The organism is Tahibacter sp. (genome assembly GCF_032229445.1).
Classification (GTDB): Bacteria; Pseudomonadota; Gammaproteobacteria; order Xanthomonadales; family Rhodanobacteraceae; genus Tahibacter.
The window spans coordinates 121,562-144,756 of the sequence record NZ_JAVTWC010000104.1; the positions used below are offsets into that span (position 1 = coordinate 121,562).

Genomic DNA, 23,195 nt, shown 5'->3' on the forward strand with positions numbered 1-23,195 from the left:
GGATCGGGTGAGCTGGAAAGCGAGGCGGCTGCCGCACTCAAGCCAAGGGCCGCGCGAGGCGGCTGCCACTTTCAAGCCAAGGGCCGCGCGAGGCGGCCCTTGGTAACAACACATCGCAAGCGGTTTGCTTACTTCAGCTTGGCGTCGGCGCGCAGCGCTTCGGCCTTGTCGGTCTTTTCCCACGAGAACGCGGTGTAGGTCTCGCCGTTGTCACGCTTGACCTCGTACGGTGTGCGGCCGAAGTGGCCGTAGCTCGCGGTCTGCTGGTACATCGGGTGGACCAGATCAAGCATCTTGATGATGCCGTACGGGCGCAGGTCGAAATGCTTGCGGATCAGTTTCTCGATCTTGTCGTCGCTGATCTTGCCGGTGCCGAACGTGGTCACAGAGATCGACGTCGGCTCGGCCACGCCGATCGCGTAGGAGACCTGGATCTCGCAGCGGTCGGCAATGCCGGACGCAACGATGTTCTTGGCCACATAGCGCGCCGCATAGGCGGCCGAGCGGTCGACCTTGGACGGATCCTTGCCCGAGAACGCGCCGCCGCCGTGGCGGGCCCAGCCGCCGTAGGTGTCGACGATGATCTTGCGGCCGGTCAGGCCGCAGTCGCCGACCGGACCGCCGATCACGAACTTGCCGGTCGGGTTGATGTGGAACTTGGTGCCCTTGTGGATCCACTTGGTCGGCAGCACGGGCCTGATGATGGTTTCCATCACGGCCTCGACCAGATCCTTCTGCTTGACGCCCGGATCGTGCTGGGTCGACAGCACCACGGCGTCGATCGCAGCCGCCTTGCCGTCTTCATAGCGCAGGGTGACCTGGCTCTTCGCGTCCGGACGCAGCCACGGCAGCGGCGACTTCTTCTGCTTGCGCACCTTGGCCTGCTGCTCGACGAGGCGGTGCGAGTAGTAGATCGCCGCCGGCATCATGTCTTTGGTTTCGTTCGTCGCGTAGCCGAACATCAGGCCCTGGTCGCCGGCGCCCTGTTCTTCCGGCTTCTTGCGGTCCACGCCCTGGTTGATGTCCGGCGACTGCTTGCCGATCAGGTTCAGGATGCCGCAGGTCGCGCCGTCGAAGCCGACTTCGGACGAGTCGTAGCCGATGTCGACGATGACCTTGCGCGTCAGCGCTTCGAGGTCGATCCAGGCTGAGGTCGTGATTTCGCCGGCGACGATGGCCACACCGGTCTTGACCATGGTCTCGCAGGCCACGCGGGCGCGCTTGTCCTGCAGCAGGATCGCGTCGAGGACGGCGTCGGAGATCTGGTCGGCGACCTTGTCCGGATGGCCTTCGGACACGGATTCGGAGGTGAACAGGTAGCTGCTCATCGCGGTATATCCTTCAATTCGGATAAAGGGATGGAAAAAAATCGGCCGCGAATCATAGCGGCTGACGGGGGATATTGCATCTGTCCCCGGCGTTCCGGTATGGGCCGCGGCCGAGGCCCGGTTTTCCGGCGTGCGAACCGCATCGGCGCGCGACGACAGGATCGATTTCCCCGGCAGTGGTCCTGCCCGCGGGCAGGGCAACCGCCGCGCGCGAGTTGAATAGGCCTGCGGATCATTCTCCAGTCGTGCGATTCCTGGGTCGTGAAGCCGATACGAAAGCGCCCAGGGTCCTGGGTGGTGTTTTGTCACAATTGTTCAAGCCGTCTTCGCCACGAAGGTGGCTAGCTTGTGGGTTCCCCACGCGCCCGATCCGGCGAGCTTCCCTCGGAGAACCCCATGTCGCAAAACAGGCTCAACCTCGCCACTGCCGTCGCGGCCCTCGTGATGGCGGCAATGACGACCGGCGCCAGCGCGCTCGCGCCGGAAACCGTCACCCAGCGGGAATCGCTGCGCAGCCGCTTCGCGCGGGCGCAGGCCCAGCCGGCGCTGTTCGAGGCCGTTGACGGCCAGTACCGGCCCGACGGCATTCCCGCCACGCTGTACACGCCGGACTTCACCGCGCGCGTCGGGTCGCCGCATGCGATGGCGCTGGAATATCTCGCGGCGCGCGGCGCGCAGTTGGGTCTGGATGCGTCGGCCGTGGCTGGGCTTCGCGTCGCTTCGGAACGCATCGATGGCGGCATAGGCGTGGTGCGCGTACAGCAGCAGGCCCAGGGCTTGCCGGTTTATGGCAGCGACATCGTCGTTTCCACCGCTGCCGACGGCCGAGTGATCTTCGTCGCCAACGATGCCGTCAGCGGGATCGCCGACATCGATGCGACGCCGACGCTACAGGCGGCCACGGCGGTCGACCTCGCGGCGGCCTATCTCGGCGGTCAGCCGCTGCGCGCGCAGTCCACCGAACTCAACGTGCATGTGGCCGACGGCAGGACCCATCTGGTCTGGCGTGCGCGCATCACGAGCAGCGATGTCGGCACCGGCGGTTGGGACATCCTCGTCGATGCGCATGACGGCAGCGTCCTGCGCGCAGCCAGCACGACCTATAACGTCGACGGCACCGGCACCGTGTTCAGGCCCGACCCGCTTTCTTCGGCCCGCGCCGCGGCGACCGATCCGGGCTATGCCGACAACAACAACGCTGATTCACCGCAGTTCACTGCGCAACTGTTCAGCGTCGCCCTGCGCGACATCACCCTGGCCGGCGGCCAGCATTCGCTGACGGGCCCCTACGCCAGCTGCTGGCAATGGGAAGCGCCGAATGACGCGGCCTGCCCGGTGCAGGCGTCGGGCAACTTCTCGGTTACGCGCTCGGCGCTGACCTTCGACGCGGTCAATGTCTACTACCACGTCGATGCCTTCCTGCGGTACGTCAACCTCACGCTCGGCGTCGCGGCGATGCCGACGCGGCACTACCCCGGCGGCGTGCGCTACGACGCCCACGGCGAAGACGGTGCCGACAACTCGCATTACAACAGCGGAACCGGCGAGCTCGTATTCGGCGAAGGCGACGTGGATGATGCGCAGGATGCCGACGTGGTCATCCACGAACTCGGCCACGGCATCCACGACTGGGTCACCAACGGCGGCCTGTCGCAGCAGCAGGGACTGTCCGAGGGCGTCGGCGACTATCTCGCCCAGGCCTACAGCCGCGATTTCCCGAATCAGTGGACGCCTGCGGACGCGGCCTACAACTGGGTCTTCAACTTCGACGGCCATGCCCCCACCCTGTGGGCCGGCCGCGTGACCAACTGGCATATCGGCCACAGCTACCCCGGCAACCTCGGTTCGAGCATCCATCTGCAGGGCCAGTACTGGGCTTCGTGCAATATCGTCGCGCGCGATGCCATTGGCGGAGTGGCGATGGACAAGGCCTTCCTGGCCGGTCTTTCGATGACCAACGGATCCAGCAACCAGAAAGCCGCGGCGCAGGCCGTGATCAACGCCGCTGCCACGCAGGGCGCCAACGTCGCTGCGATCGCCCAGGCGTACAACACCAGTTGCAACTACGCAGTCACGGTGCCGGCGCTGCCGGATCTGATTTTCCGCAATAGCTTCGACAGCACGCAGTAGGCGGCCTGCGCACGGCTCCCTTGTCCGCGACGGTTTCCGGGGGCAAGGGAACGGCGAGGCCGATCACGGCGTGTCGGTACCTCGCCGCGATGCGCGGATCGCGGCGCGAACCGCCGCCATCTCGACGTCGGTGCCGGCCGCGATGTCCAGCGGCGTCGGCGTCACCTGGATATCCGGCACGACGCCCGCGTCGGGCGGATCGTCCTCGGGGAAGCGCGCAATCAGCGGCACGTCCATTTCGATCTGCGTATGCGGCAGGCGCAGGAAGAAGAATGCGCCGCCGTTGATGCCGCGCCGATTGCCGCCGGTGGTCTGGCCAACCAGCGTGGCCACGCCAGCCACCTGCACCTGCTGCGCGAACTGGAACGTCGCCGAGCTGTTGGTGGCGCCGACCAGCACGAACACGCGTCCACGGAAGCGCGGCGCCGCGGGTTCGATGCGGCGCGGGCCGATACTTTTCTGTTCGTCGCGCAGACGGTAGAAGCGCGCGTCATACGGTTGCGCGTCGTCGCCCCAGTCCTTGAACGAGCTGTCCCAGGTGTCCAACAGTGGCGTCAGGTCGCCCGGTACGCGGCGATAGCGCACGAGGCGCGGCGGATCGAACACCGTCAGCGGCGAGTCGATCAGGTGCGGCAGGATGGCGTCGCCGACGTCGACGCCGCCTTCGTTGCCGCGCAGGTCGATCACCAGCGAGGTGGCGCGCATGCGCGCGATTTCCTCGAAGCTGCGCCGGATGAATGCCTGCCAGTCCCAGGTGCTGTTGTAGAACACCCAGCTTGGCATGGTCAGCACCGCGGTGCGGCGCTCGAAATGCAGCGCGAAGCCGCCGGTCCGGTCATCGGCCTTCAGGCGCCGGAAGCCCTGGCGCTGGGCATCGCTGAGCGCCTGCACGACGTGGGTCCTCACCGTGCCGCGCGGCGTGCGCAGCGTCAGGCGCTGTTCGGTCTGGATCTGCGGGAAGTACAGCGGCAGAAACACATCGAAGGTCTCGTAGCGGTCATCTCCCTGCACTTGCAGTTGGGCGACGCGCTTGGCGTCGTTACTTCCATCGGCGCGGGCGACGGGCAGCAGCCGCGCGAGAATATCGGACGGCTTGACGCCGGTGATCGCTAGGATCTCGCTGCCGCGCGGCAGCAGGCGCCGGCCAGTCAGGTCGCGCGTGACGAACATGCGTCCGTCGAGCCAGCGGAATTCGAACGGCACACGGTTGTGGCCTTCGAACAGCGCGGCCTGGATCGATTCCGGCTGGTTGTAGAAATTGGCGTAGGTGTGGCCGCAGCGCACCTTGGCTGCGAATTCCGACAGGGCGAGGTAGGTTTGGGTCAGCGTGCGGCGGCCGTCCAGGGCCGCGCGCAGCGTGGCGAAATGATCGCGCATCGTCTGCGGCGTGTTGTAGCGGTACAACCCGGGATGCAAAGCCTCGTAGGCGTGCTGCAGCACGTCGATATTGGCCTGGATATCGGCGGCATCGAACGCGGGTTCCGCACTGCCGGCAGCGGATGCGCCTGCCGCGCACGCACACAGCATCGCGTAGAAGACGGCAAGCAATCGGTGGCGCGTAGGATTTCCTGGCAAGAGTTGGGTGACGTCGGCTGCTGACGGCAGGCGACGCCGCGACCCAGCCCTGGCAACGGCAGGCGGCGGCGGGCACGAATCTGCCCGGCTTGTCTCGGTCCGTCGCCTCAGATTTCGCTGCTGGCGCGGATTTCCGCGATTTGAGCCGCCTTCCAGGCCGTCGGACTGGCGCCGGCGTGAGCCAGGAATACGCGATTGAAGCTGGCCTTCGACGAGAAGCCGCACTCCAGCGCGATCGCGAGCACGCCGCGCGCATCGCCGCTGGCCAGCGCCTGCTGGACCGCGTGCACGCGCAGCGCGTTGACGGCGAAGTTGAAGTTGCGTCCGGCGCCGGCGTTGAAGGCGCGCGAGACATAACTCTCGTTGGTGCCGAGACGGCGCGCCACCTGTTCCAGCGTGAGTCCGGGCTCGCGCCACCACCCGGCGGCCTCGATCTCGGCGAGCCATTGCGTGGCGAGTGCGCTCCAGTCGCGCGCCGGTTCCATGGGCGTCGGCACGGTTTCCGGCGACGCAGCCGCAGCCGCAGCGCGCGTAGCGGCCGACAGTGTCACGCGCTCAGACAGCGGCGGAAACCGGTGCGACGCATGCCGCCATCCTTCAAGACCAAGCCACAGCACGATGGCCGCGAACGCGAGGTACTGCGGGAAGCGGTCGAAGTAGTTCAGGTCGCGCACGAAGCGGTCGACTATCTCAAAACCCACGCCGACCGCGAGCCACAGCGACAGCGCTGCCAGCACCGTGCCGATCCAGGGCTGGCGATGAACATCGTGGTCGCTGACATGTTCGGCCAGCCAGCGGCGATAGCGGCGCGAGAAACGAATGGCCGCGCCGAGATAGATGCCGAGGGAAACCAGCGCTGCCGCGGCTTCGACCGGTTCGATCCAGGGACGGTGCACATCGTCGTGCCAGCGCTCTTTGGCCGCGATCGGCAGCGCGAAGGCCCAGGCGTTGTAGGCGAAGTCGAGTGCAGCCGGCAGGAAATGCCAGCCCCAGCGCGGCGGCAAGGCCGGCGTGGCCAGGCGGCGGACGTACAGATAGAGCAGCGGTCCCGTGGCGAGCCCGAGGTCGAACGGCGCGAAGCTCAGCCACGGGTACGCATCATAGAAACCCGCGTAGCCGATGACGTACGGCATGAGGCGCAGGGTGGCGACGGCGAGCAGCGCTGCAAGCAGGCGATTCGCGCTGCGATTGACCGACGCCGTGAGAAGCAGCACGGCGATCAGTGCGCCAAAGCCGGCAGCCAGCCCCAGCGTGGTGCTCCAGGCACCGAAGCGGATCATGTCGCGCCTCCTGACCGGTCCCGCGCCAACGCGATCATGGCTTGAGCTGATACACCTCGTAGCTTTCGTCGCTGACGTCGAGCAGCATCAGTACGCGACCCTCAGCGATGCCCCAGGCCAGTCCGACCGTATCGCTGTCCCGCGCGCTGACGCCGGCGGCCTTGCTGTAGGGAAGCTGCGGATCCTCGTTGACCGTGGCGCCGCCGACGAAATACCAGTCGCCCTTGCCGTCGCCCGGCGGAAGCAGCCAGCCGCTGCGGCGTTGCGAGCCGGTGAGTTTCTGGAAGAACACGCGGCCGTCTCGTTGTTCTATGCGTGCCTTGAACCACGGGTAGGGAAAGATGCCGTAGCGGGCGCCCTGCAGCGAGCGGACTTTCCAGTCGCCGATGAGTTCCGCCGCGCTCAGCGGCCGAGGCGGTTCGGCCAGCAACTCCTCGACCACTGCCTTGGCGTCGGCGTCGCCGACGGGAATTTCCGGATTGGCGTTGAGCCTGTCCACACGCCGCTGCGCATCGTGCAGTCGCGCCTGATGCTCGGGCCAGATCTGGTCCAGGCGCGCGTCGGCGGCTCCCGCCACCGCCGCCGCGACGGCGCTGAAGGGCAGGGCGAGCAGGCAGCGCAGCAGCAGGTTCATCGGCAACTCCATCGGTGGGGCGCGTGGCGAGCATGCTTAGCCAGAAAAGAAAAATCGCGCGATATGGAAAAATATCGGTGCGGCGAAGCTCACCGAATCCATACGGTCCATCATGCCGCCGTGACCTTCGATCATGCTGCCCCAATCCTTGGCGCCGAGGCTGCGCTTGACCGCTGACAGCGCCAGGCCGCCCAGCACGCCGCAGATCACGATCAGCAGCGACATTGCTGCGGACTGCAGCGGCGTGAACGGCGTGATCCACCACAGCGACGCACCGATCGCGACCGCGGCGGCGCCACCGCCGACCAGGCCTTCGACGGTCTTGGACGGGCTGACCAGCGGCGCCAGCTTGTGTTTGCCGAACAGCTTGCCGAAGACGTATTGCATGACGTCGCTGATCTGCACGACCAGCATCAGATACAGCAGCAGGAGCGCGCCTTGGCCTTCGAAGCCGGCGAGGTCGAGCACGAGCAGCGCAGGCGCGTAGCTGATGCAGTAGATCGCGATCATCACGCCCCACTGGATCTTGGTCGTGCGCTCGAGGAATTCCTCGGTATCACCGGCGAATACCGCGAGCGCCGGCAGACCGAGGAAGGCGTAGACCGGGATGAAGATCGAGAACAGCCCGTACCACTCGAGATGAATCAGCCAGTACTGCAGCGGCACGAGCACATAGAACGCGACCACGAGCGGCTTGTGGTCGCTCGCGCGCGTCGGCGTCAGTGTGATGAATTCACGCAGCGCGAAGAACGAGATGAAGGCGAACACGACCAACGTCGCCGACGGCCCGAGCCAGAAGCAGGCGCCCAGTACCGCGACCATGAGCCACCAGGCGCGCAGGCGTTCGTTCAGGTTGCGGATCACGGCGGTATCGCCCTTGCGCCGCTGCAGCAGCCAGCCCAGGGCCGAGGCCACGCTCAGCAGTGCGACGATGCCGCCGAATACCCAGAGCAGTTTCTGTGCGGCGGTCATGCCGGGGTTCTCCGTGCCGGATCGGCCAGCGCGCACACGGAGGCATGCGCACGCCGCAGGAAATCCGCGCGCGGCTCGGCGGCGGGTCGCTCCAGCGCCGCGCCGAAGCGCACCGTGCAGTAGAGCGGCAGCGGCACATGCGAGCCCTTCGGCAGGCTGCGGTGCAGGGTGTCGAGGTAGGCCGGCACGAGATCCAGCGACGGAAACGACTCAGCGATGCGGAACAGCCCGCCGCGGAATGGCTGCGGCAGGCGGTCCGCCGTGCGCGTGCCTTCAGGAAAAAGGATCAGCGAATCCCCTTGTTCGAGCGCGGCGAATACCGGTGCCAGCGGATCCCCGGCACGCTCGTCCCGGCGGCGTTCGATCAGGATCGCGCGCAGCACGCGCCCGGACAGGTAGGTGCGCAGGCCCGGCTTGTCCCAGTAGTCGCGCGCGGCGACCGGGCGCGTCACCGCGCGCTGGGCTGGCGTCAGCGCGCTCCAGATCGCGAGCGTGTCGAGGTGGCTGCAGTGGTTCGCGAAGTACAGGCACTGGCCGCCGCCCGGTTGGCTGCGCCATTGCGCGCGCGCGCCGACGAGCAGGCGCGTGAGGCTGACGAGACTCGCCGCCGCGACGCCCGCCATCATGCGCGCTGCTCCAGCTGTCGCGTAATCGCGGTCAGGCGCGTGGCGCAGGTCAGCACCGCGCCCGCGGCGATCACCGCCGCGGCGGCGGCCAGGCTGTAGCGGCTGTCCAGGAAATGCAGTTCCAGCGGCGCGATCACGCAGGCTGCCGTCATCAGCGCCATGCGATGCGGCTTGGCCATCGGGCCGCGGAAATCCTGTTTCAGTCCCAGCGCGCCGCCGAGCGTGCGCACGTAGGCAGTCAACGCCGCGAGCAGTGCGCCGAGCCAGCCCAGCCACGGCAGTCCCGCGGCGATGCCCAGCGCGACGATGAACACGCTGTCGGCGATGCGGTCCGGCACTTCGTTGTAGAGCGCGCCGGTAACAGTCTGGCGGCCGCCTTCGACTGCGACCATGCCGTCGAACAGGTTGCACAGCAGGCGCAGTTGTATCGCCGCCGCGCAGAGCAGCGCGCCCCACGGCGAGGCGAGATGGAGCAGGGCGGCCGCGCCGGCGGCGGCGAAGACGATGCTGATCACCGAGATCGCGTTCGGCGAGATGCCGCTGCGCACGAGCATCGCGGCAATGCGGCGGATCAGCGCATTGCCGCGCGCCGCGATGGGACGCCGGTTGTCGGTGGCGGACGGTTCCGTGTCGGTCATGGCGGCTCGCAGCGTCAGTGTCGCGGGTTCAATAGCGACTGGCAGCGATGGCGTCAAGCCAAGCCTGAAACCTCAGGCCGCGTTGGCCAGGGCGATCGCGCCGGCAGCCAGCGCGTCGAAATAATCGCGCGTCAGGCGCAGCTGCGCCTCGGCGCTCTCGGCGCGGTTGACCACGGCGCGGAACGCGGCGTTCTCAGGCCGGTCCCTGGCATACCAGCCCAGGTGCTTGCGCGCGATGCGCACGCCCTGCGGCTCGCCGTAGAACGCGTGCAGTGCCTGCAAGTGGCCGAGCAGGATCTCGCGCACCTCGTCGATCGCGGGTTCGGCCAGCACTTGGCCGTGTTCGAGGAAATGCGCGAGTTCGCGGAAGATCCACGGCCGGCCCTGCGCGGCGCGCCCGACCAGCAGGCCGTCGGCACCGGTCAGGCGCAGCACGTCGCGCGCCTTGAGCGGCGAATCGATGTCGCCATTGGCCAGCACTGGTATGCGTACGGCCCGCTTGATCGCCGCGATGGTGTCGTACTCGGCTTCGCCCTCGTAAAGATCGGCGCGGGTGCGGCCGTGCACGGCCAGGGCGGCGATGCCGGCCTCCTCGGCGATGTGCGCGATGCGCAGGCCGTTACGGTTGTCGCGGTTCCAGCCAGTGCGGATCTTCAGCGTGACCGGCACGTCGACGGCCCTGACCACGGCCTCGAGGATGCGCGCGACCAGTGGTTCGTCCTGCAGCAGCGCCGACCCGGCGTAGACATTGCAGACTTTCTTTGCCGGACAGCCCATGTTGATGTCGATGATCTGCGCGCCGTGGGCGACGTTGTAGCGTGCCGCCTCGGCCAGCATGGTCGGGTCGTAGCCGGCGATCTGCACGCTGACCGGTGCAGGTTCGCCGATGTGGTCCATGCGCGCGAGCGACTTGCGTGTCTGCCACAGGCGCGGATCGCTGGTCGTCATCTCGGATACCGCAAGGCCGGCGCCGAGGCGCTTGCACAACTGGCGGAATGGCTTGTCGGTAACCCCGGCCATCGGCGCGAGGATCAGCGGTGGGGAGATCGTGTACGGGCCGATGTGCATGGGCGCGGATTGTACGGAGCGCGCGGCGCGGTGTCCGCGGCCGAAGGACTGTCGGTCGACGCGGCTTCGTTGGACAGCGGTTTCAGCCGAAACGCTGCCGCACCTGGTCGAGCGTGGGCATGGCCACGGCGGCGCCGGCCTGTTCCGTGCTGAGTCCCGCGGTGCGGCCGGCGTGGATCACGCAGGCGCGCAGCGCTTGCTGCGGATGATTGGCGAGCTGCGCCGCGAGGGCGCCGTTGAACGCGTCTCCGGCGCCGGTGGTGTCGCGCACCTGCACGCGCTCGGCGGCGATGCGATAGTGGTTGTCCGTATCGTGCCAGCGCGCCGCATCCGCGTGCGATACGAAGCAGCCGCGCGCGCCGAGGGTCACGATCACGCTGGCGGTGCCGAGGCGGCGGCATAACGCATGCAGTTCGACGTCGCTGCTCCCGGCGATCGTTGCGACATCGACGGCGGTATCCGCGAAACGCGCCAGCAGGTCGGCGAATTCGGTTTCGTTCGGTGTCACGAGATCGGCCAGCGCCAGCAGGTTCGCGTCGATGTCCGCATGCACCGGAGCCGGGTTGAGCAGCCGCACGCAGCGCAGCGGCGCGGCCTGCAATGCGGCGCGTATCGCGGCGATGCCGGTTTCCATCTGCACCAGCACGACCCGTGCGGTGGCAAACAGGTCAGCCTGGGCGCGCACGAACCCTGCTGCCAGCCGCTCGTTCGCGGCGAGGTCCAGCACGATCTGGTTCTGCCCGTCCGCGGCGACGAGGATGCCGCAGGAGCCGGTCGAGGTATCACGGCACACCTGCCAGCGCGCCTCGATGCCCTCGGCCTGGGCCAGTTCTCGCGCGACGCGCGCCAGCGCGTCCTCGCCGAGCGCGCCGACAAAGGCCGTGACGGCCCGCTGTCGCGCACTCGCTACGGCCTGGTTGAAGCCCTTGCCGCCAGGGCCGGTCGAAAATCCCAGGCCGCGCCGTGTTTCTCCGGGCTGGGGAAAGCGATCGACGCGCCAGACATGGTCCTGGTTGTAGGAGCCGACAACGAGAACGGCCATAGGTCGATAGATCCTGGGTGCGTTAATCCATCCCCTTCACGGGGGGAAAGTCAGCCGCCAGGAACCGCAGGTTCTGGCCGACTTGAACGCCCAATGAGCGGGAGGGTTGGATGGGGATGGTGTCGATGTGGCTCTACTGCCATACGACCGGGCTAGGTTTCACGGTCCCGCGCCGCTGCCGCGCCCAGCCGTGCCGCGCGCCGGTTCCAGCTGCGGAACAGCGTGAGTCGCGCGGCCAGGTAGAAAAGCGCGAACGTCACGGCAGCGATCGAGGCGGCGGCGAGCGGCAGCGGCGGCCCGAACAGCAGCCAGAGCAGGGCCACGGCCGCGGTGGCGCACACACCGCCGAACAGGATAGCGATCAGGAACAGGCGTGCCTCGCTCAGGGTCTCGTCTCGCGGCGGCCGCAGCGACAGCAGCGGCCACCACGCCCAGTCCTGGTCGGACAGGGCGTTGATGCGATCCTCGAGGCGATGCACGGTCACGATCTCAAAGCAGGTTCAGCACGCCGGCAATGGTCGCCGTCATGAAGGTTGCGAGCGAACCGCCGAGCACCGCGCGCAGGCCGAACCGTGCGAGGTCCGCGCGCCGGCCCGGAGCGAGCCCGCCGATGCCGCCGATCTGGATCGCGATCGACGAGAAGTTGGCGAAGCCGCATAGCGCGTAGGCCGCGACCACTCGGCTGTGCTCCTGCAGCAGATGCATGTTCTTGGATAAATCCACATAGGCGACGAATTCGTTGAGCACCACCTTCTGGCCAATGAAGCCGCCGACCAGCACCGCGTCCTGCCAGGGCACGCCGATCAGCCACGCGATCGGCGAGAGCACGTAGCCGAGGATGGTCTGCAGGCTCAGCGTCACTGGCACGCTCTTGCCGGCGGAAAGCCAGTCGTTGATGGTCGCGCCGCTCGCGGCCAGCGCGGCGACGGCGAGCAGCAGCGTGCCGACACCGAGCACCAGCAGCAGCCAGAACAGCGGAAAGTGCGCCGGTGCCGACACGGCCAGCGGCGTTCCGTCGGCCGCGACCAGCGTGCTCGTCGTCGTGCGGCGGGCACGCTGCCGGTATTGAAACGCGCCGGTGATCAGCAGCACGCCGACGATACCCAGGGCGGGCAGGCGCCAGCCGGTCCACAGCACCGTGCCCAGCGACTTGAGTGGCGCGTTGAGCAGGGCGATCAGGGCGATGAAGGCGAGCAGCATCGCGCCCACGTTCAGCGCCAGCTTGAGGCCTTCCCCGGCGCCGCTCGCGGCTGCGTCGATGACGTTGGCGCTGTGGCGCTCGACCTCGATACGCACGCTGCCGCGGGTCAGCGGTTCCTGTGTTTCGGGGATCAGGATCTTCGCCAGAACCAGCGTGGCCGGTGCGGCCATGATGCTGGCGGCGAGCAGGTGCTTGGCATAAATCGCCATCTGCACCGGATCGCCCTGGCCAAGCAGTCCCACATAGGCCGCCAGCACGCCGCCGGCGATGTGCGCCATACCGCCGATCATGACCGTCATCAGTTCCGATTCGGTCATTTTTTCCAGGTAGGGCTTGATCGTCAGCGGTGCCTCGGTCTGACCGATGAACACGCTGGCGCAGACCGACGTGGTCTCCGCGCCCGAGACGTTCATCACTTTGGTGATGGTCCACGACATGCCCTTGACGATCTGCTGCATCACGCCGAGGTGATACAGCACGCCCATCAGCGCGGCGAAGAAGATGATGGTCGGCAGTACCTGGAATGCGAAGATGAAGCCGAAAGCGCTGACGTCGAGCAGCTTGCCGAAGATGAATTCCGAACCGACCTTGTTGAATTCCAGCAGGTCGACGAAGCGCTGGCCCAGCCAGTCGAAGATGGCCTCCCCGAACGGAACCTTGAGCACGAACGCGGCGAACAGGATCTGCAGCGAAATGCCGGTCAGTACGAGCTTCCAGTCCACCGAGCGGCGGTTGTTGGAGAACGCGAACGCGATCAGGACCAGCACGAACAGGCCGAAAAAGCCGAACAGGATGTGCCCAAGGGCAGCCAGCATATTTTTCCCCAACCCCGAGTAGGCGGTCAGGGGAGCCCCGCCGCACAAGTTGGCCGAGCGTAGTTCAAGCCCGAACGGCGAGGCAAGGCGCCTGGCCCTATACTCGGCGGCGGTTGGCGGCGGGGGCCGGGCCAAACGGGGGGAAGGCGTGCTAACGATCAAGCGGCAGCTGTTGCTGAGCCATCTGGCGGTCATCTTGCTGGGCGCCGGGGCGCTGGGCGCCTACATGTACTGGTCCGTATCCGCCCAGATGCTGGATGCGGTCGGTCAGCGCCTGCTGGACAACGTGCGCCTGATCGAGTCATCCCTGGACCCGGACGATATCCGCGCACTGGGCGATCGCGCCGATTCAGCGGCGGGTGAGCGCGTCATCGGGCGTTTGCGCCGCGCAATCGGCCTCAACGTCGATCTGGCCAGCGCCTATGTCGTGGAGCCGCGTGGCGATTCGCTGCGCGTGCTGGCGACCAGTCTTGGTGACGGCCGTGCCGGCGGCGATTTCCTCAGCAGTGAAGAAACGAGCCTGCTGCACCGTGGCATGGAGCGGGCGGTGGTCAGCGACATTCGCAGTGCCGCAAGCCAGCGTGCCGAGCTGTCGGCGCTCGCGCCGATCGGCACGGCCCCGCAGCATTATGTCGTCGGCGTGCGCCTGAATGCGGAGAGCCTGCAGCGCAGCCTGCATCTGCTGCGTCTTTCGACGCTGGGTGCGATCCTGTTCGGTGTGCTGCTGGCCCTGGTGCTGTCGCGTCTGCTGGCCGAGCGACTGTTGCGCCGCATCCGCTCGCTCGGCGATCGCTGCCGTGCGCTTGCCGCTGGCGAGCCTCAACCTACGGGCCAGCCGCTGATCGGCGACGAATTCGACCGCGTCATCGCCGATTTCGACGCTACCGCGCAGCGCCTGCGTGAAGCCTCGGCGCAGCGCGAGGCCGCGCTGGCCGCGCTGACGCAGGCCAATGCGCAGCTCGAGAATCGCGTGGAGGAGCGCACGCGCGCGATCGAAGAAGCCACCCACCAGCTCAAGAGCGAGATCGAGAACCGTCTGCAGGTCGAGGCGTTGCTGGCCGAGGCAGCGCTGACCGACGGACTGACTGGGCTGCTGAATCGGCGCGCCATGCTGGAAATGCTGGTGCAGGCGCTCATGGCTTCGCGTGGCCAGGGCGGCTTCAGTGTCGTTCTTGCCGATATCGACCATTTCAAGCGCATCAACGATGCACATGGCCATGGCGTCGGTGACCAGGTGCTCGCCGCTGCGGCCAACGAACTGGAGCAGCTCCAGGGCGACAACCGGCACGCGGCGCGCTGGGGCGGCGAGGAATTCTTCCTGCTGCTGCCCGGCACTGGCCTCATGGAGGCCTGCCGTCGCGCCGAGGAATTGCGTGCGCGCATCGAACGCATGCCAACGCCGATACGTGGCCTGCGGGTGACCGTCAGCCTTGGCGTGGCCGAGATCCAGGCTGGCGAGGCGCTCGAGGATTGCCTCAAGCGCTGCGATCAGGCGCTGTACCGCGCCAAGGATGCCGGGCGCAACGCGGTCGTTGCGGCGAGCGGCAATGCGTTTGCGACGATGTCGTGAGCAGCGCGAAGCGGTGCTTGCGTAGCGAATCCGCCCGTGAGCGCGATTCGGAGACGCTTCGCTGTCTGCGCTGGCGCGCGATTGCTGCGCACAAGCCGACCGAGGCGAGACGCGCGCGCAGCATCGCGACCTCATTCGTGGGCTGACGCGTTACACAGACGGCTGCGTCGCGGTAGCTGTCGCGTCGCAGGTATCGGGGGGGCGCGCAATGTCGAAAGCGACGGCGTCGCCCGGGCAATGTTCAGCAGTCGATCAGAGCGTGCGAACGCAGCCTTCTGTCCCAAGCGCACGTGGGGTAGAGGCACTGATCCGGCGCATCGCTTGAATCGGCCCCATGCAAGCGTCGAAAGGACGGAGCGGCGCCATCGCGACTACGCCCAGGCGCTGTTCGCTCGCCATCGGTAGCGCAGTGTCGCGGTCACGTTGCGTTCGCAGCCGAAACTGCACCAGAACACGCTGTTGCACGGGGAGACACATTCCTTGTCACTCGGTTTGTTCGCCTTGATCTGCGGGCGTCAGGCGTCGAGGTCTTCGTGCTCGGCGCGGTCGAACAGCGTATACGACGGCGTCTTCCACGGGCTTTTAATCCAGCGACAAATGAAGGCAAGAAAAGGCTGGGGCGGGGCGATCGGTGTTTCTCCCGTCCTCTTCTCTATTCCCTCTGCTCTGCTTCGTATATGCCGTGCAATGATGGTCCCAAATGTGTCATTGCGTGCGAATGGCAAAAAATGCGGAACCATATCGCACTTCGACCAAAGTCGATGGCCGCATTATTCTCCGTTTCGAGTGACTGAAATCCTTGGATTGCCCGGCGCGCTCGCATCGAATGTGGGGGCGCCAGGCAAAAGTCAGTCAAAAGTCAATGGGCTGCTTTCGCAGCATCGGACCCTCCGGCGTGCATCCGAATCCCGAGCGGGCACGCCATGCAAGACATTCACGCACCCGGGCGTTTACTATTCCTTGTTTACATCCGCCCCTGCCAAGCGAGACAGCCCAGCCAAATATCGCGACTGCCTTCAAGGACGAGATTTCCCGCGTCGGCCGCCAAGAAATGCGCAAGCAATTGGAGCCGTTGCGGAAGGCCTCGGCCGCCTATCGCAAGGAAATCGCCGCGCTCAAGCGCAAACTGCAGGAGTCGGAACGGCAGTTCGGTGCGCTGGCCAAGCGCGGTACGAAGGCCAAGACAGAGTCGGCCGAAGCCGCGCCGGAGAAGCAGACGCGATTCGTCGCCAAGGGACTGAAGTCATTGCGTACGCGGCTGGGTCTGTCGGCGGCGGAACTGGCCAGCCTGCTCGGCGTAACGGGTCAGTCCGTCTACAACTGGGAACAGAAGAAATCCACGCCACGTGCGGCGCAGCTCACTCAACTCGCGCAGCTGCGTTCACTCGGCAAGAAAGCGGTGCGCGCGCAACTTGAAGGTGGCGTTGTGGCCGAGGTCGAGGCAGAGCAGCCGGCACGCGGACGCAAGCCGCGCAAGGCCGCGGCGGAAAAGCCGGTGCGTTCGCGCCGGCCGCGCCGTAGCAAAGCCGAGATCGCGGCCGCCGCCGCAGCCGAATAACACGTCGTGCGGCCCTCGCGCCGCACCGTCGCTCAACGCAATGCCGGTGCTGCCGTCTTCGGCGGCAGCACCTCCGACGAATCCGCATCGAGCATCTGCAATACCTCGGAATAGCCGTAGCGCGGTTGCCATCCCAGCGACTGCATGGCCGCAAACGGCGCGTAGACGCGGTCGATCGAACGCGGCAGCGGCCAGCCGCGTGCGGCGAAGTCGGCAACCAGCGCCGGTGCGCGCCGCCTCAGCACCGCGGGCGCGTCGCGCAGTAGTTCTTCGACATCGTCTTCCTCGAACGGCGGTGCGCCGGAAACAATGTAGCGCTGCAGGCCCGGCGTGTCGCGTCGCAGCGCCAGAGCATGCGCGTCGGCCACATCGCGCGCGTCCACGCCTCGATGCAGTCGGTAGGCAGCCATCAGCGGCGCCGGTTCCGGAAAGCAGCGCGACATGCGCAGGGCAGTGACGCACAAGCCTTCGCGAGCGAGTCCGGCCAGCGCGTGTTCGGCGGCGATCTTGCTGCGGTGATAGATCGTGGTGGGTTGCGGCGCGAGCGACTCGTCCACCCAGACCGCCCGCGTCGCCTGCCGGCTCGCCGCACCGTACAGCGCAGTCGTGCTCGTGAACACAAAGCGGCGCACGCCGGCGTTTGCCGCGATCTGCGCCAGCAAAGTCGTCGAATGCACATTGACGCGTTCGAACTCGGCGTCCGTATTGAGGCCCACGTGCGGCGCGTGCAATGCGGCTGTATGAACGACAGCATCCACATCGCGCACCGCGCGTCGCAGCAGGAATGGGTCGCCGAGATCGCCGGCGAGGTCGACCGTTGACGCCGGCGTGCGGTCGAGGCCTGTGACCTCGTGCTCACGCGCGAGCCGCACGTATACGGCGCGGCCTATGCGGCCTGCGGCGCCAGTCACGAGCACTTTCACGCCGCCGGTGCCTCGGCGCTGGCGACGTCAAAGCCTGCGTACCGACGCGATCCAGCGAACTTCATCGCGGCGTTGATTCGTCGGGATCAAGCTTGCCGGAACTCGTCGGGTCCTGGCGCGGCGGTGGGTAGCCGCTGTCGCTGCGAGCGACGGCCGTGCGCATGGCTCGTACGGCCTGCGCAGCCGCACCGGCGGCGGCGCCGTCCACCGGTGGGTCGGTGTCGGGCGGGCGTGGCGGTCGTGCGATGGCGCGATCGCTCTTGATCAGACGGTCCGCAGTTTTCATGATGGCGGCGATATCCACGCGCGGCGCGCGCTGGCCTTCAAACTGGGCGAGCAGTTCGGGAAGCGCGCCGACGGCCTGCTCCACCACGGCAACGACCGCTGCATCCGGCATCATCGACTTGTCGATCACGCGGTCGAGCAGGCGCTCGAAGCGCGCATTGAAGTCGCCGAGCGTCGTCGCGCCGACCATGCGGCTGCTGCCCTTGAGCGTATGGAAGGAGCGGCGCAGTGGCATCAGCCGGCCAAGATTGGCGGGGGCAGCCTTCCACAGCATCAGGTTGCGGCGCAGGTTGCCGATCTCGGATTTCACTTCCGTGATGAACACGCCGCGCAGTTCGTCGTCGACCTCGTCCATGCTGCCGCCGACGCGCGTCGTCGCTGACGGGCGCGACTGGCGCTGGCCCAGCCAGACGCCGAGGCTGATCAGGACTAACGCGACGGCGACAAACAGCAGATAGATCATGAAGTCCGCCTCCCCGACGGAACGTGATTCGCCGAAGGTTCTTTTTACCGGCGCACACGGCCGCTTGTCCACGCGTATGGATTCTTGCGGCGCCATCGCGGTTGCGGGCCGCCGCCGGAAAAATGCACCGGCGAGCCGCATCCCGGCCGCGTGGCGGACCCGGCCGCCGCGGCACGGGAATCGCAGACGAGCAACCGACATGATCCAATCCCGGCATCGCGACGGAACGGCGCTCAACACAATGGCAACCGTCCTGGGTTCACTCGTGCCATAGCTCGGAGCGGGGCTGGAGACGGTCGCCGGCCATATCGTTTCGCGTGCGCCGCGACTCGCGGCACACCCGAATCGCGGCGTGGCGTTGGGCGCGGCGCCGTTACGCGCGTAGCTGGAAGACGCCGCAGACGGCCGGAGCGAGTCCGTCGAATCGCTGCAGCACGGCTTCGACGCGACGCTGTGCGAGCAGTGTCTGTTGCTCGTTCTGAGCGTGTTGCAGGTGCAAGCGCCGTTCGAAGTGCTGTACCCGGTCTACCGGGAGCTGACGGAAAAGTCGGCGCCGGCCAAGCCTGGCGATTATCAGGTCGGCTCGATCCGGGCCTTCGATGCACTGAAGCCCGACCACGGTGACGGTGCGCACGCCCGCCAAGGCAGTGGTGAAGGCAGGTTCTGCAGCGTCAACATGACCGACCTGCTGCGCCGCCTGAGCGGCAGCAAGTCGGTGAGCGAAAAGCCGGTCGTAACGATGCGTCGGCCGGCGAGCCGACCAGCGCGGGCCGGCCGGTGGTAGGGACGATAGAACTAGAATTGTGCAGCAGTAAGCGTTGATCCGGACCCGGTTCCGCCGTAGCGGAAACGGGTCCGGGCAGTGCGTGTTCAGCCGCGCAGTCCGGCCGTGCCTACGGCAGCTCCGATCGTGATCGCGGCGACGATGGCGCCGATGATCCACGACAGCACGATGGCGATCACGAGCACGACGGCGAAATAGCCGCCGGTCTTCTCGGACGGCGCCTTCATCGTATGCGGCAGCGCGAAGTACAGCTGCACCAGCGAATAGATGCTGCCGGCCAGGGCGATGATCCAGCCCACGAGCGGAATGATCAGGAAGATACCAGCGACCCAACTGGCCGTATTGGCATAGGCAACCGTCTTCAGTGCCTGGATCTGGCTCTTCTGTGCACCGAAGGTCGGCGCCAGCGCGTCGATGATCAGTGCCACCACGAATACCATGCCGAGGGCGAAGGCATAGGTCAGGATCATCACCACGAAGCTCAAGCCGATGCCGAGGGGGCTGAATACGACATTGCCGAGGAAGCCGAACACGGCGGGGATCGCCGCGAGAATCATGATGTAGCCGGTGTACAGCCTGACGATGTCGGTCTGCTCCTGCGCGATGACCGGCCATTCCGTCTTGGGCGAAAGCAATACGTTCTTGACACGCTCGATGAGCTTATTGATATCCATGGATCTCCCAACCCCAGTCTAGGGTGGCTCAAGGGCGCGGCCACCGGCGCAAACAGGTCGATTCTAGCCGCGTATGGGAACCGGAATGCGACGGTGTGGTCGCAAGCCTGCTGTGAGTCATTTCCGGCACAAAGTGTGCATCGGATCACAGGATGTGAACTGCTAGACTCGCGCGCTCTCGCGTTTTTCCGGAACCCTCATGGCCAGAACCAACCCTGCGGCGGCGAATACCCTTCCTGCCAATGCCAAGAACCGTTACGAAGTGACGCAGGCGGACCTGCCGTTGTCCTGTCCGATGCCCGGCATGACCCTGTGGAATTCGCATCCCAAGGTCTATCTGCCGATCGAGGACGAGGGTGGCGAGTCGGTGTGTGCCTATTGCGGCGCGCATTACGTGCTGAAAGCCTGATCGGGTTTTCGTGCAGGGGCGCCGGCTCACTGTGGTCCAACTGGTGCCTGCCCTGGAAACGGGCGGAGTGGAGCGGTCGACTCTCGAAGTCGGTGCCGCACTGGTCGCGGCCGGGCACCGCTCGATCGTCGTCTCTGCCGGTGGGCGGCTGGTGCCGCAGCTGCTGGCCGCGGGCAGCGAACATATACAACGCTCCATCGGCGCGAAATCGCTGCTGAGCCTGCGCCATATTTCCGGTCTGCGCGGGCTGTTCAACGAACTCAAGCCCGACATCGTGCACGCGCGTTCGCGGCTGCCGGCCTGGCTTGCGCATTTCGCGCTGAAGAACGCGCCGGCCTCGATGCACTTCGTCACGACGGTGCATGGCCTCAATACGCCGGGCCGCTACAGCGCGATCATGACCCGCGGCGAGCGCGTCATCGCTGTCTCGCATACCGTGCGCGATTTCCTGATCAGTCACTACGAGATCGATCCGGAGCGCATCGTCGTCATTCCGCGCGGCATCGACCTCGACGAGTTTCCCTACGGCCATCGTCCCGACGACGAATGGCTGCGCACATTCTTCGACGAGTACCCGCGGCTGCGCGGCGCGCCGTTGCTGACCCTGCCGGGTCGCGGCACGCGCATCAAGGGGCACGCGGACGCGATCGAGCTGATCGCGGCGCTGAAGACGCGCGGCATCGCCACGCGGCTGCTGTTGCTCGGCGTCGTCGAAGCCGGGCGCAGCAACTATGTGGCGGAGCTGCAGCGGCTGGCCGAGGAGCGCGGCGTCGCCGACGACATGGTGTTCGCCCGGCCGCGCTCGGACGTGCGCGACGTGTATGCGGCCAGCGCCCTCGTACTGCAGCTGTCGAACAAGCCCGAAGCGTTCGGCCGCACGGTCATCGAGGCGCTGTCCCTGTGCCGGCCCGTACTCGGCTACGCCCACGGCGGCGTCGGCGAACTTCTGACCGAGCTGTATCCGTCCGGACGCGTGCCGTTCGACGACTTCGGCCGCTTGGTCGAGCGCGCGGCGGAACTGCTGCGTCGCGCGCCGGCGATTCCTCCACTGCGGCGCTACCAGCTGGCCGACATGCAGCGCGCGACGCTGGCGCTATATAACGCGCTCGTGAACGATGACGCGGCCAGCCTCCACTCGACCTACGCGATGAGCTGACGACGGGCTGTCGGCACGGCTGGGCTATCATCCGGCTCCGCATGAGTAATTCCTCGCTTAGCGACCGCCTCGCGCACCTGTTCCCCGTTGCACTGCTGCCGCTATGGGCGCTGCTGCTGCTGTTGCCGCTCGGGCGCAGCGCGGAATTCGGGGTTGTTCTGTGCCTGGCCGGCAGCATCGCGGTGCTCTGGCGCGATCCACAGGCGTGGCCGTCTCGTGCACGCTGGCAGCTGTTCGCGCTGCTGTGGGCCTGCTACGCCGGTGCCGCTTTGCTGTCGGCGGTCGACGCGGTCAATCTTTCCAAGAGCTGGGGTACCGTGCTCGCCGCACTGCGCCTGCTGCCGTTGGGCCTCTACGCGCTGCTGGTCGCTCATACGATGGAGCGGCATGCAGCGCTTCAGCGCAGCGTCGCGCTGATCCTCACGCTGTGGCTGCTCGATGCCTGGGTGCAGGCACTGACCGGGTGGAGCCTGGCCGGCGCGCCGGAAGCCGAACGGCTCAGCGGCGTCTTCGGTAGCGACAACCTCAAGCTCGGTCCGGTGCTGGCGACGCTGTCGCCGTTCCTGTTGTTTGTTGCTCGGGAGCGTTGGGGGCAGCGTGGACTGGTCGTTGCCTTCGTGTTCGTGCTGGTGCCGGTGTTGCTGGCCGGCTCGCGCGCGAGCTGGTTTGCGCTGGGTCTCGTTGCGCTCGCGCTGCTGTGGCGCGAAACCCGGCGGCCGCTGCGTTTCGCCGCGGCGGTGAGCGCGCTGGCACTGGTCCTGGCGGCGGCCGGGTTCATTGCCGCTCGCAGTTCCGACGCTTTCGGCGCGCGCGTGCAGCGCACGTTGCAGGCGCTGGACGGTTCGCCGAACGAAGTCGACTTCGCGCTCGCCGGTCGCGCGCAGATCTGGCAGACCTCGGTCGAGATGATCCAGGCGCATCCGGTCAACGGTGTCGGCGTGCGCGGGTTCCGCTATGCCTACGCGCAGTACGCCGGATCGGGCGACAGCTTTGTACAGGCCGACGGCAGCGGTGCGGCGCATGCACATCAGTGGGTGCTGGAAGTGCTCAGCGAAACTGGCGTGCTTGGCTTGCTGCTTTGGTTCATCGGCATCGGCGCGGCGCTGCGCGCCTGGTGGTGCGCAGCGTCAGCGCAGCGCGCCGCCGCCGCGGCGCCGGGACTCGCGCTGGTTGCGATGGCATTTCCGCTGAATACCCATCTGGCGTTCTATTCGGCCTGGTGGGGACTACTGTTCTGGTGGCTGATCGCGCAGTTCTGCGCGGCCCTGGCGAGTGCGCAGACGGACGAGGTGGCGGCCCATGCGTGAGCGTCTGAGCCTCGTGGTGACAACCCTCAACAACGCCGTGACGCTGGAGCGCTGCCTCGCGAGCGCCGACTGGGCCGACGACGTCGTCGTGCTGGATTCCGGTTCCACTGATGCGACGCAGGCGATCGCGGCGGCGCACGGCGCACGTCTGTTCCACGAAGCGTTCAAGGGCTATGCGGCGCAGAAGCAGAGCGCGATCGACAAGGCCGCGCACCGCTGGGTGTTGCTGCTCGATGCCGACGAAGCGCTGACCGACGGCGCGCGTGCCGTGATCGAAGCGGCGCTGCAGGCACCGGTGGTCGCGGGCTTCCGCCTGCCGCGGCGCGAGCAAGTATTCTGGACCTTCAATCACGCCGGCGTGCGCCTGAACACGCACCTGCGCCTGTTCGACCGCGAGCGCGCCCGCATGAACGCGGTGCCGGTGCACGCGGCACCGGAAACCAAGGAGCCGGTGTCGACCTTGCGTGGCGCGGTATTCGTGCACTACGGCGAGCCGGACATCGCGACCAAGGTCGGCAAGATCAATGCCTACTCATCGGGCCTCGTCGAGCACAAGCGCCGCCAGCGCCAGCGCTTCGTGTTCGCCAGGCTGGTGCTGTACCCATGGCTGTTTTTCCTGCGCCAGTACGTCGGCAAGCGCTGGTTTCTCGACGGCTGGGCCGGCTTCATCAACGCGGTCAGCGCCGCGTACTACGTGTTCCTGAAATACGCGAAGGTCTACGAGGCGCAGCGCAGGCAGACGCGCAAACCGTAGGGC

22 protein-coding genes are annotated in these 23,195 nt (G+C 66.9%); 8 read left to right on the top strand and 14 right to left on the bottom strand.

What is annotated here, in order from left to right:
• Window positions 1-128: 128 nt before the first annotated feature.
• Window positions 129-1,328, bottom strand: coding sequence for a methionine adenosyltransferase (gene metK, locus RUU78_RS18850; RefSeq protein ID WP_313919095.1), 1,200 nt, complete (start codon window positions 1,326-1,328; stop codon window positions 129-131).
• A gap of 396 nt (window positions 1,329-1,724) precedes the next feature.
• Between metK and RUU78_RS18855 the strand changes: the two genes are divergently transcribed.
• The gene (locus RUU78_RS18855) at window positions 1,725-3,458 is read left to right on the top strand and encodes a M4 family metallopeptidase (RefSeq protein ID WP_313919096.1); all 1,734 of its coding nucleotides are present in this window, start codon (window positions 1,725-1,727) and stop codon (window positions 3,456-3,458) included.
• 63 nt (window positions 3,459-3,521) lie between these two features.
• Here the strand turns inward: RUU78_RS18855 and RUU78_RS18860 are convergent, their stop codons facing one another.
• From RUU78_RS18860 to RUU78_RS18905, 10 genes are all read right to left on the bottom strand, one after another.
• Entirely contained in the window at window positions 3,522-5,006 is a 1,485-nt protein-coding gene (locus RUU78_RS18860; RefSeq protein WP_313919097.1) for a S41 family peptidase, read from the bottom strand.
• A gap of 134 nt (window positions 5,007-5,140) precedes the next feature.
• Window positions 5,141-6,313, bottom strand: a complete 1,173-nt coding sequence (locus RUU78_RS18865) for an AraC family transcriptional regulator (protein WP_313919099.1) — start codon at window positions 6,311-6,313, stop codon at window positions 5,141-5,143.
• Window positions 6,314-6,347: 34 nt separating this feature from the next.
• On the bottom strand, window positions 6,348-6,947 hold the full coding sequence (locus tag RUU78_RS18870) for a DUF4893 domain-containing protein (RefSeq protein WP_313919101.1): 600 nt from the start codon (window positions 6,945-6,947) through the stop codon (window positions 6,348-6,350).
• A gap of 36 nt (window positions 6,948-6,983) precedes the next feature.
• On the bottom strand, window positions 6,984-7,919 hold the full coding sequence (locus RUU78_RS18875) for a phosphatidate cytidylyltransferase (RefSeq protein WP_313919102.1): 936 nt from the start codon (window positions 7,917-7,919) through the stop codon (window positions 6,984-6,986).
• The gene (locus RUU78_RS18880; RefSeq protein ID WP_313919103.1) at window positions 7,916-8,545 is read right to left on the bottom strand and encodes a lysophospholipid acyltransferase family protein; all 630 of its coding nucleotides are present in this window, start codon (window positions 8,543-8,545) and stop codon (window positions 7,916-7,918) included. The genes RUU78_RS18875 and RUU78_RS18880 overlap by 4 nt, the downstream gene beginning before the upstream one ends.
• A complete protein-coding gene (locus RUU78_RS18885) occupies window positions 8,542-9,183 on the bottom strand; it encodes a CDP-alcohol phosphatidyltransferase family protein (protein ID WP_313919104.1) in 642 nt (213 codons plus the stop codon). The genes RUU78_RS18880 and RUU78_RS18885 overlap by 4 nt, the downstream gene beginning before the upstream one ends.
• 72 nt (window positions 9,184-9,255) lie before the next feature.
• Window positions 9,256-10,251 (bottom strand): tRNA dihydrouridine synthase DusB, encoded by a 996-nt coding sequence (gene dusB, locus RUU78_RS18890; RefSeq protein ID WP_313919105.1) that lies wholly within the window; start codon window positions 10,249-10,251, stop codon window positions 9,256-9,258.
• A gap of 82 nt (window positions 10,252-10,333) precedes the next feature.
• Complete coding sequence (locus RUU78_RS18895) at window positions 10,334-11,293, bottom strand: ribokinase (RefSeq protein ID WP_313919107.1); 960 nt, start codon at window positions 11,291-11,293, stop codon at window positions 10,334-10,336.
• A gap of 152 nt (window positions 11,294-11,445) precedes the next feature.
• Window positions 11,446-11,778, bottom strand: a complete 333-nt coding sequence (locus tag RUU78_RS18900; protein ID WP_313919108.1) for a hypothetical protein — start codon at window positions 11,776-11,778, stop codon at window positions 11,446-11,448.
• A 4-nt stretch (window positions 11,779-11,782) separates the two neighbouring features.
• Complete coding sequence (locus RUU78_RS18905) at window positions 11,783-13,309, bottom strand: nucleoside transporter C-terminal domain-containing protein (RefSeq protein ID WP_313919109.1); 1,527 nt, start codon at window positions 13,307-13,309, stop codon at window positions 11,783-11,785.
• 148 nt (window positions 13,310-13,457) lie between these two features.
• On the opposite strand from RUU78_RS18905, the gene RUU78_RS18910 reads away from it, so the two are divergent.
• A complete protein-coding gene (locus tag RUU78_RS18910; RefSeq protein ID WP_313919111.1) occupies window positions 13,458-14,879 on the top strand; it encodes a diguanylate cyclase in 1,422 nt (473 codons plus the stop codon).
• Between the two features lie 799 nt (window positions 14,880-15,678).
• The gene (locus RUU78_RS18915) at window positions 15,679-16,437 is read left to right on the top strand and encodes a helix-turn-helix domain-containing protein (RefSeq protein WP_313919112.1); all 759 of its coding nucleotides are present in this window, start codon (window positions 15,679-15,681) and stop codon (window positions 16,435-16,437) included.
• Window positions 16,438-16,469: 32 nt separating this feature from the next.
• On the opposite strand, the gene RUU78_RS18920 is transcribed toward RUU78_RS18915, so the two are convergent.
• Both RUU78_RS18920 and RUU78_RS18925 read right to left on the bottom strand, forming a co-directional pair.
• Window positions 16,470-17,360, bottom strand: a complete 891-nt coding sequence (locus RUU78_RS18920; protein WP_313919113.1) for an NAD(P)-dependent oxidoreductase — start codon at window positions 17,358-17,360, stop codon at window positions 16,470-16,472.
• A 61-nt stretch (window positions 17,361-17,421) separates the two neighbouring features.
• Entirely contained in the window at window positions 17,422-18,108 is a 687-nt protein-coding gene (locus tag RUU78_RS18925; RefSeq protein WP_313919114.1) for an Hpt domain-containing protein, read from the bottom strand.
• A 469-nt stretch (window positions 18,109-18,577) separates the two neighbouring features.
• On the opposite strand from RUU78_RS18925, the gene RUU78_RS18930 reads away from it, so the two are divergent.
• Complete coding sequence (locus tag RUU78_RS18930) at window positions 18,578-18,892, top strand: hypothetical protein (RefSeq protein ID WP_313919117.1); 315 nt, start codon at window positions 18,578-18,580, stop codon at window positions 18,890-18,892.
• Window positions 18,893-18,978: 86 nt separating this feature from the next.
• Here RUU78_RS18930 and RUU78_RS18935 read toward each other — a convergent pair whose 3' ends face one another.
• Window positions 18,979-19,566 (bottom strand): Yip1 family protein, encoded by a 588-nt coding sequence (locus RUU78_RS18935; RefSeq protein WP_313919119.1) that lies wholly within the window; start codon window positions 19,564-19,566, stop codon window positions 18,979-18,981.
• A 199-nt stretch (window positions 19,567-19,765) separates the two neighbouring features.
• On the opposite strand from RUU78_RS18935, the gene RUU78_RS18940 reads away from it, so the two are divergent.
• The 4 genes from RUU78_RS18940 to RUU78_RS18955 all read left to right on the top strand — a co-directional run bounded on the left by RUU78_RS18940 (window position 19,766) and on the right by RUU78_RS18955 (window position 23,192).
• On the top strand, window positions 19,766-19,975 hold the full coding sequence (locus RUU78_RS18940) for a zinc-finger domain-containing protein (RefSeq protein ID WP_313919121.1): 210 nt from the start codon (window positions 19,766-19,768) through the stop codon (window positions 19,973-19,975).
• Between the two features lie 67 nt (window positions 19,976-20,042).
• Window positions 20,043-21,131, top strand: a complete 1,089-nt coding sequence (locus RUU78_RS18945; protein ID WP_313919123.1) for a glycosyltransferase — start codon at window positions 20,043-20,045, stop codon at window positions 21,129-21,131.
• Between the two features lie 41 nt (window positions 21,132-21,172).
• Window positions 21,173-22,438, top strand: coding sequence for an O-antigen ligase family protein (locus tag RUU78_RS18950; protein ID WP_313919124.1), 1,266 nt, complete (start codon window positions 21,173-21,175; stop codon window positions 22,436-22,438).
• The gene (locus RUU78_RS18955) at window positions 22,431-23,192 is read left to right on the top strand and encodes a glycosyltransferase family 2 protein (RefSeq protein WP_313919125.1); all 762 of its coding nucleotides are present in this window, start codon (window positions 22,431-22,433) and stop codon (window positions 23,190-23,192) included. The genes RUU78_RS18950 and RUU78_RS18955 overlap by 8 nt, the downstream gene beginning before the upstream one ends.
• The last annotated feature ends 3 nt before the right edge of the window (window positions 23,193-23,195 follow it).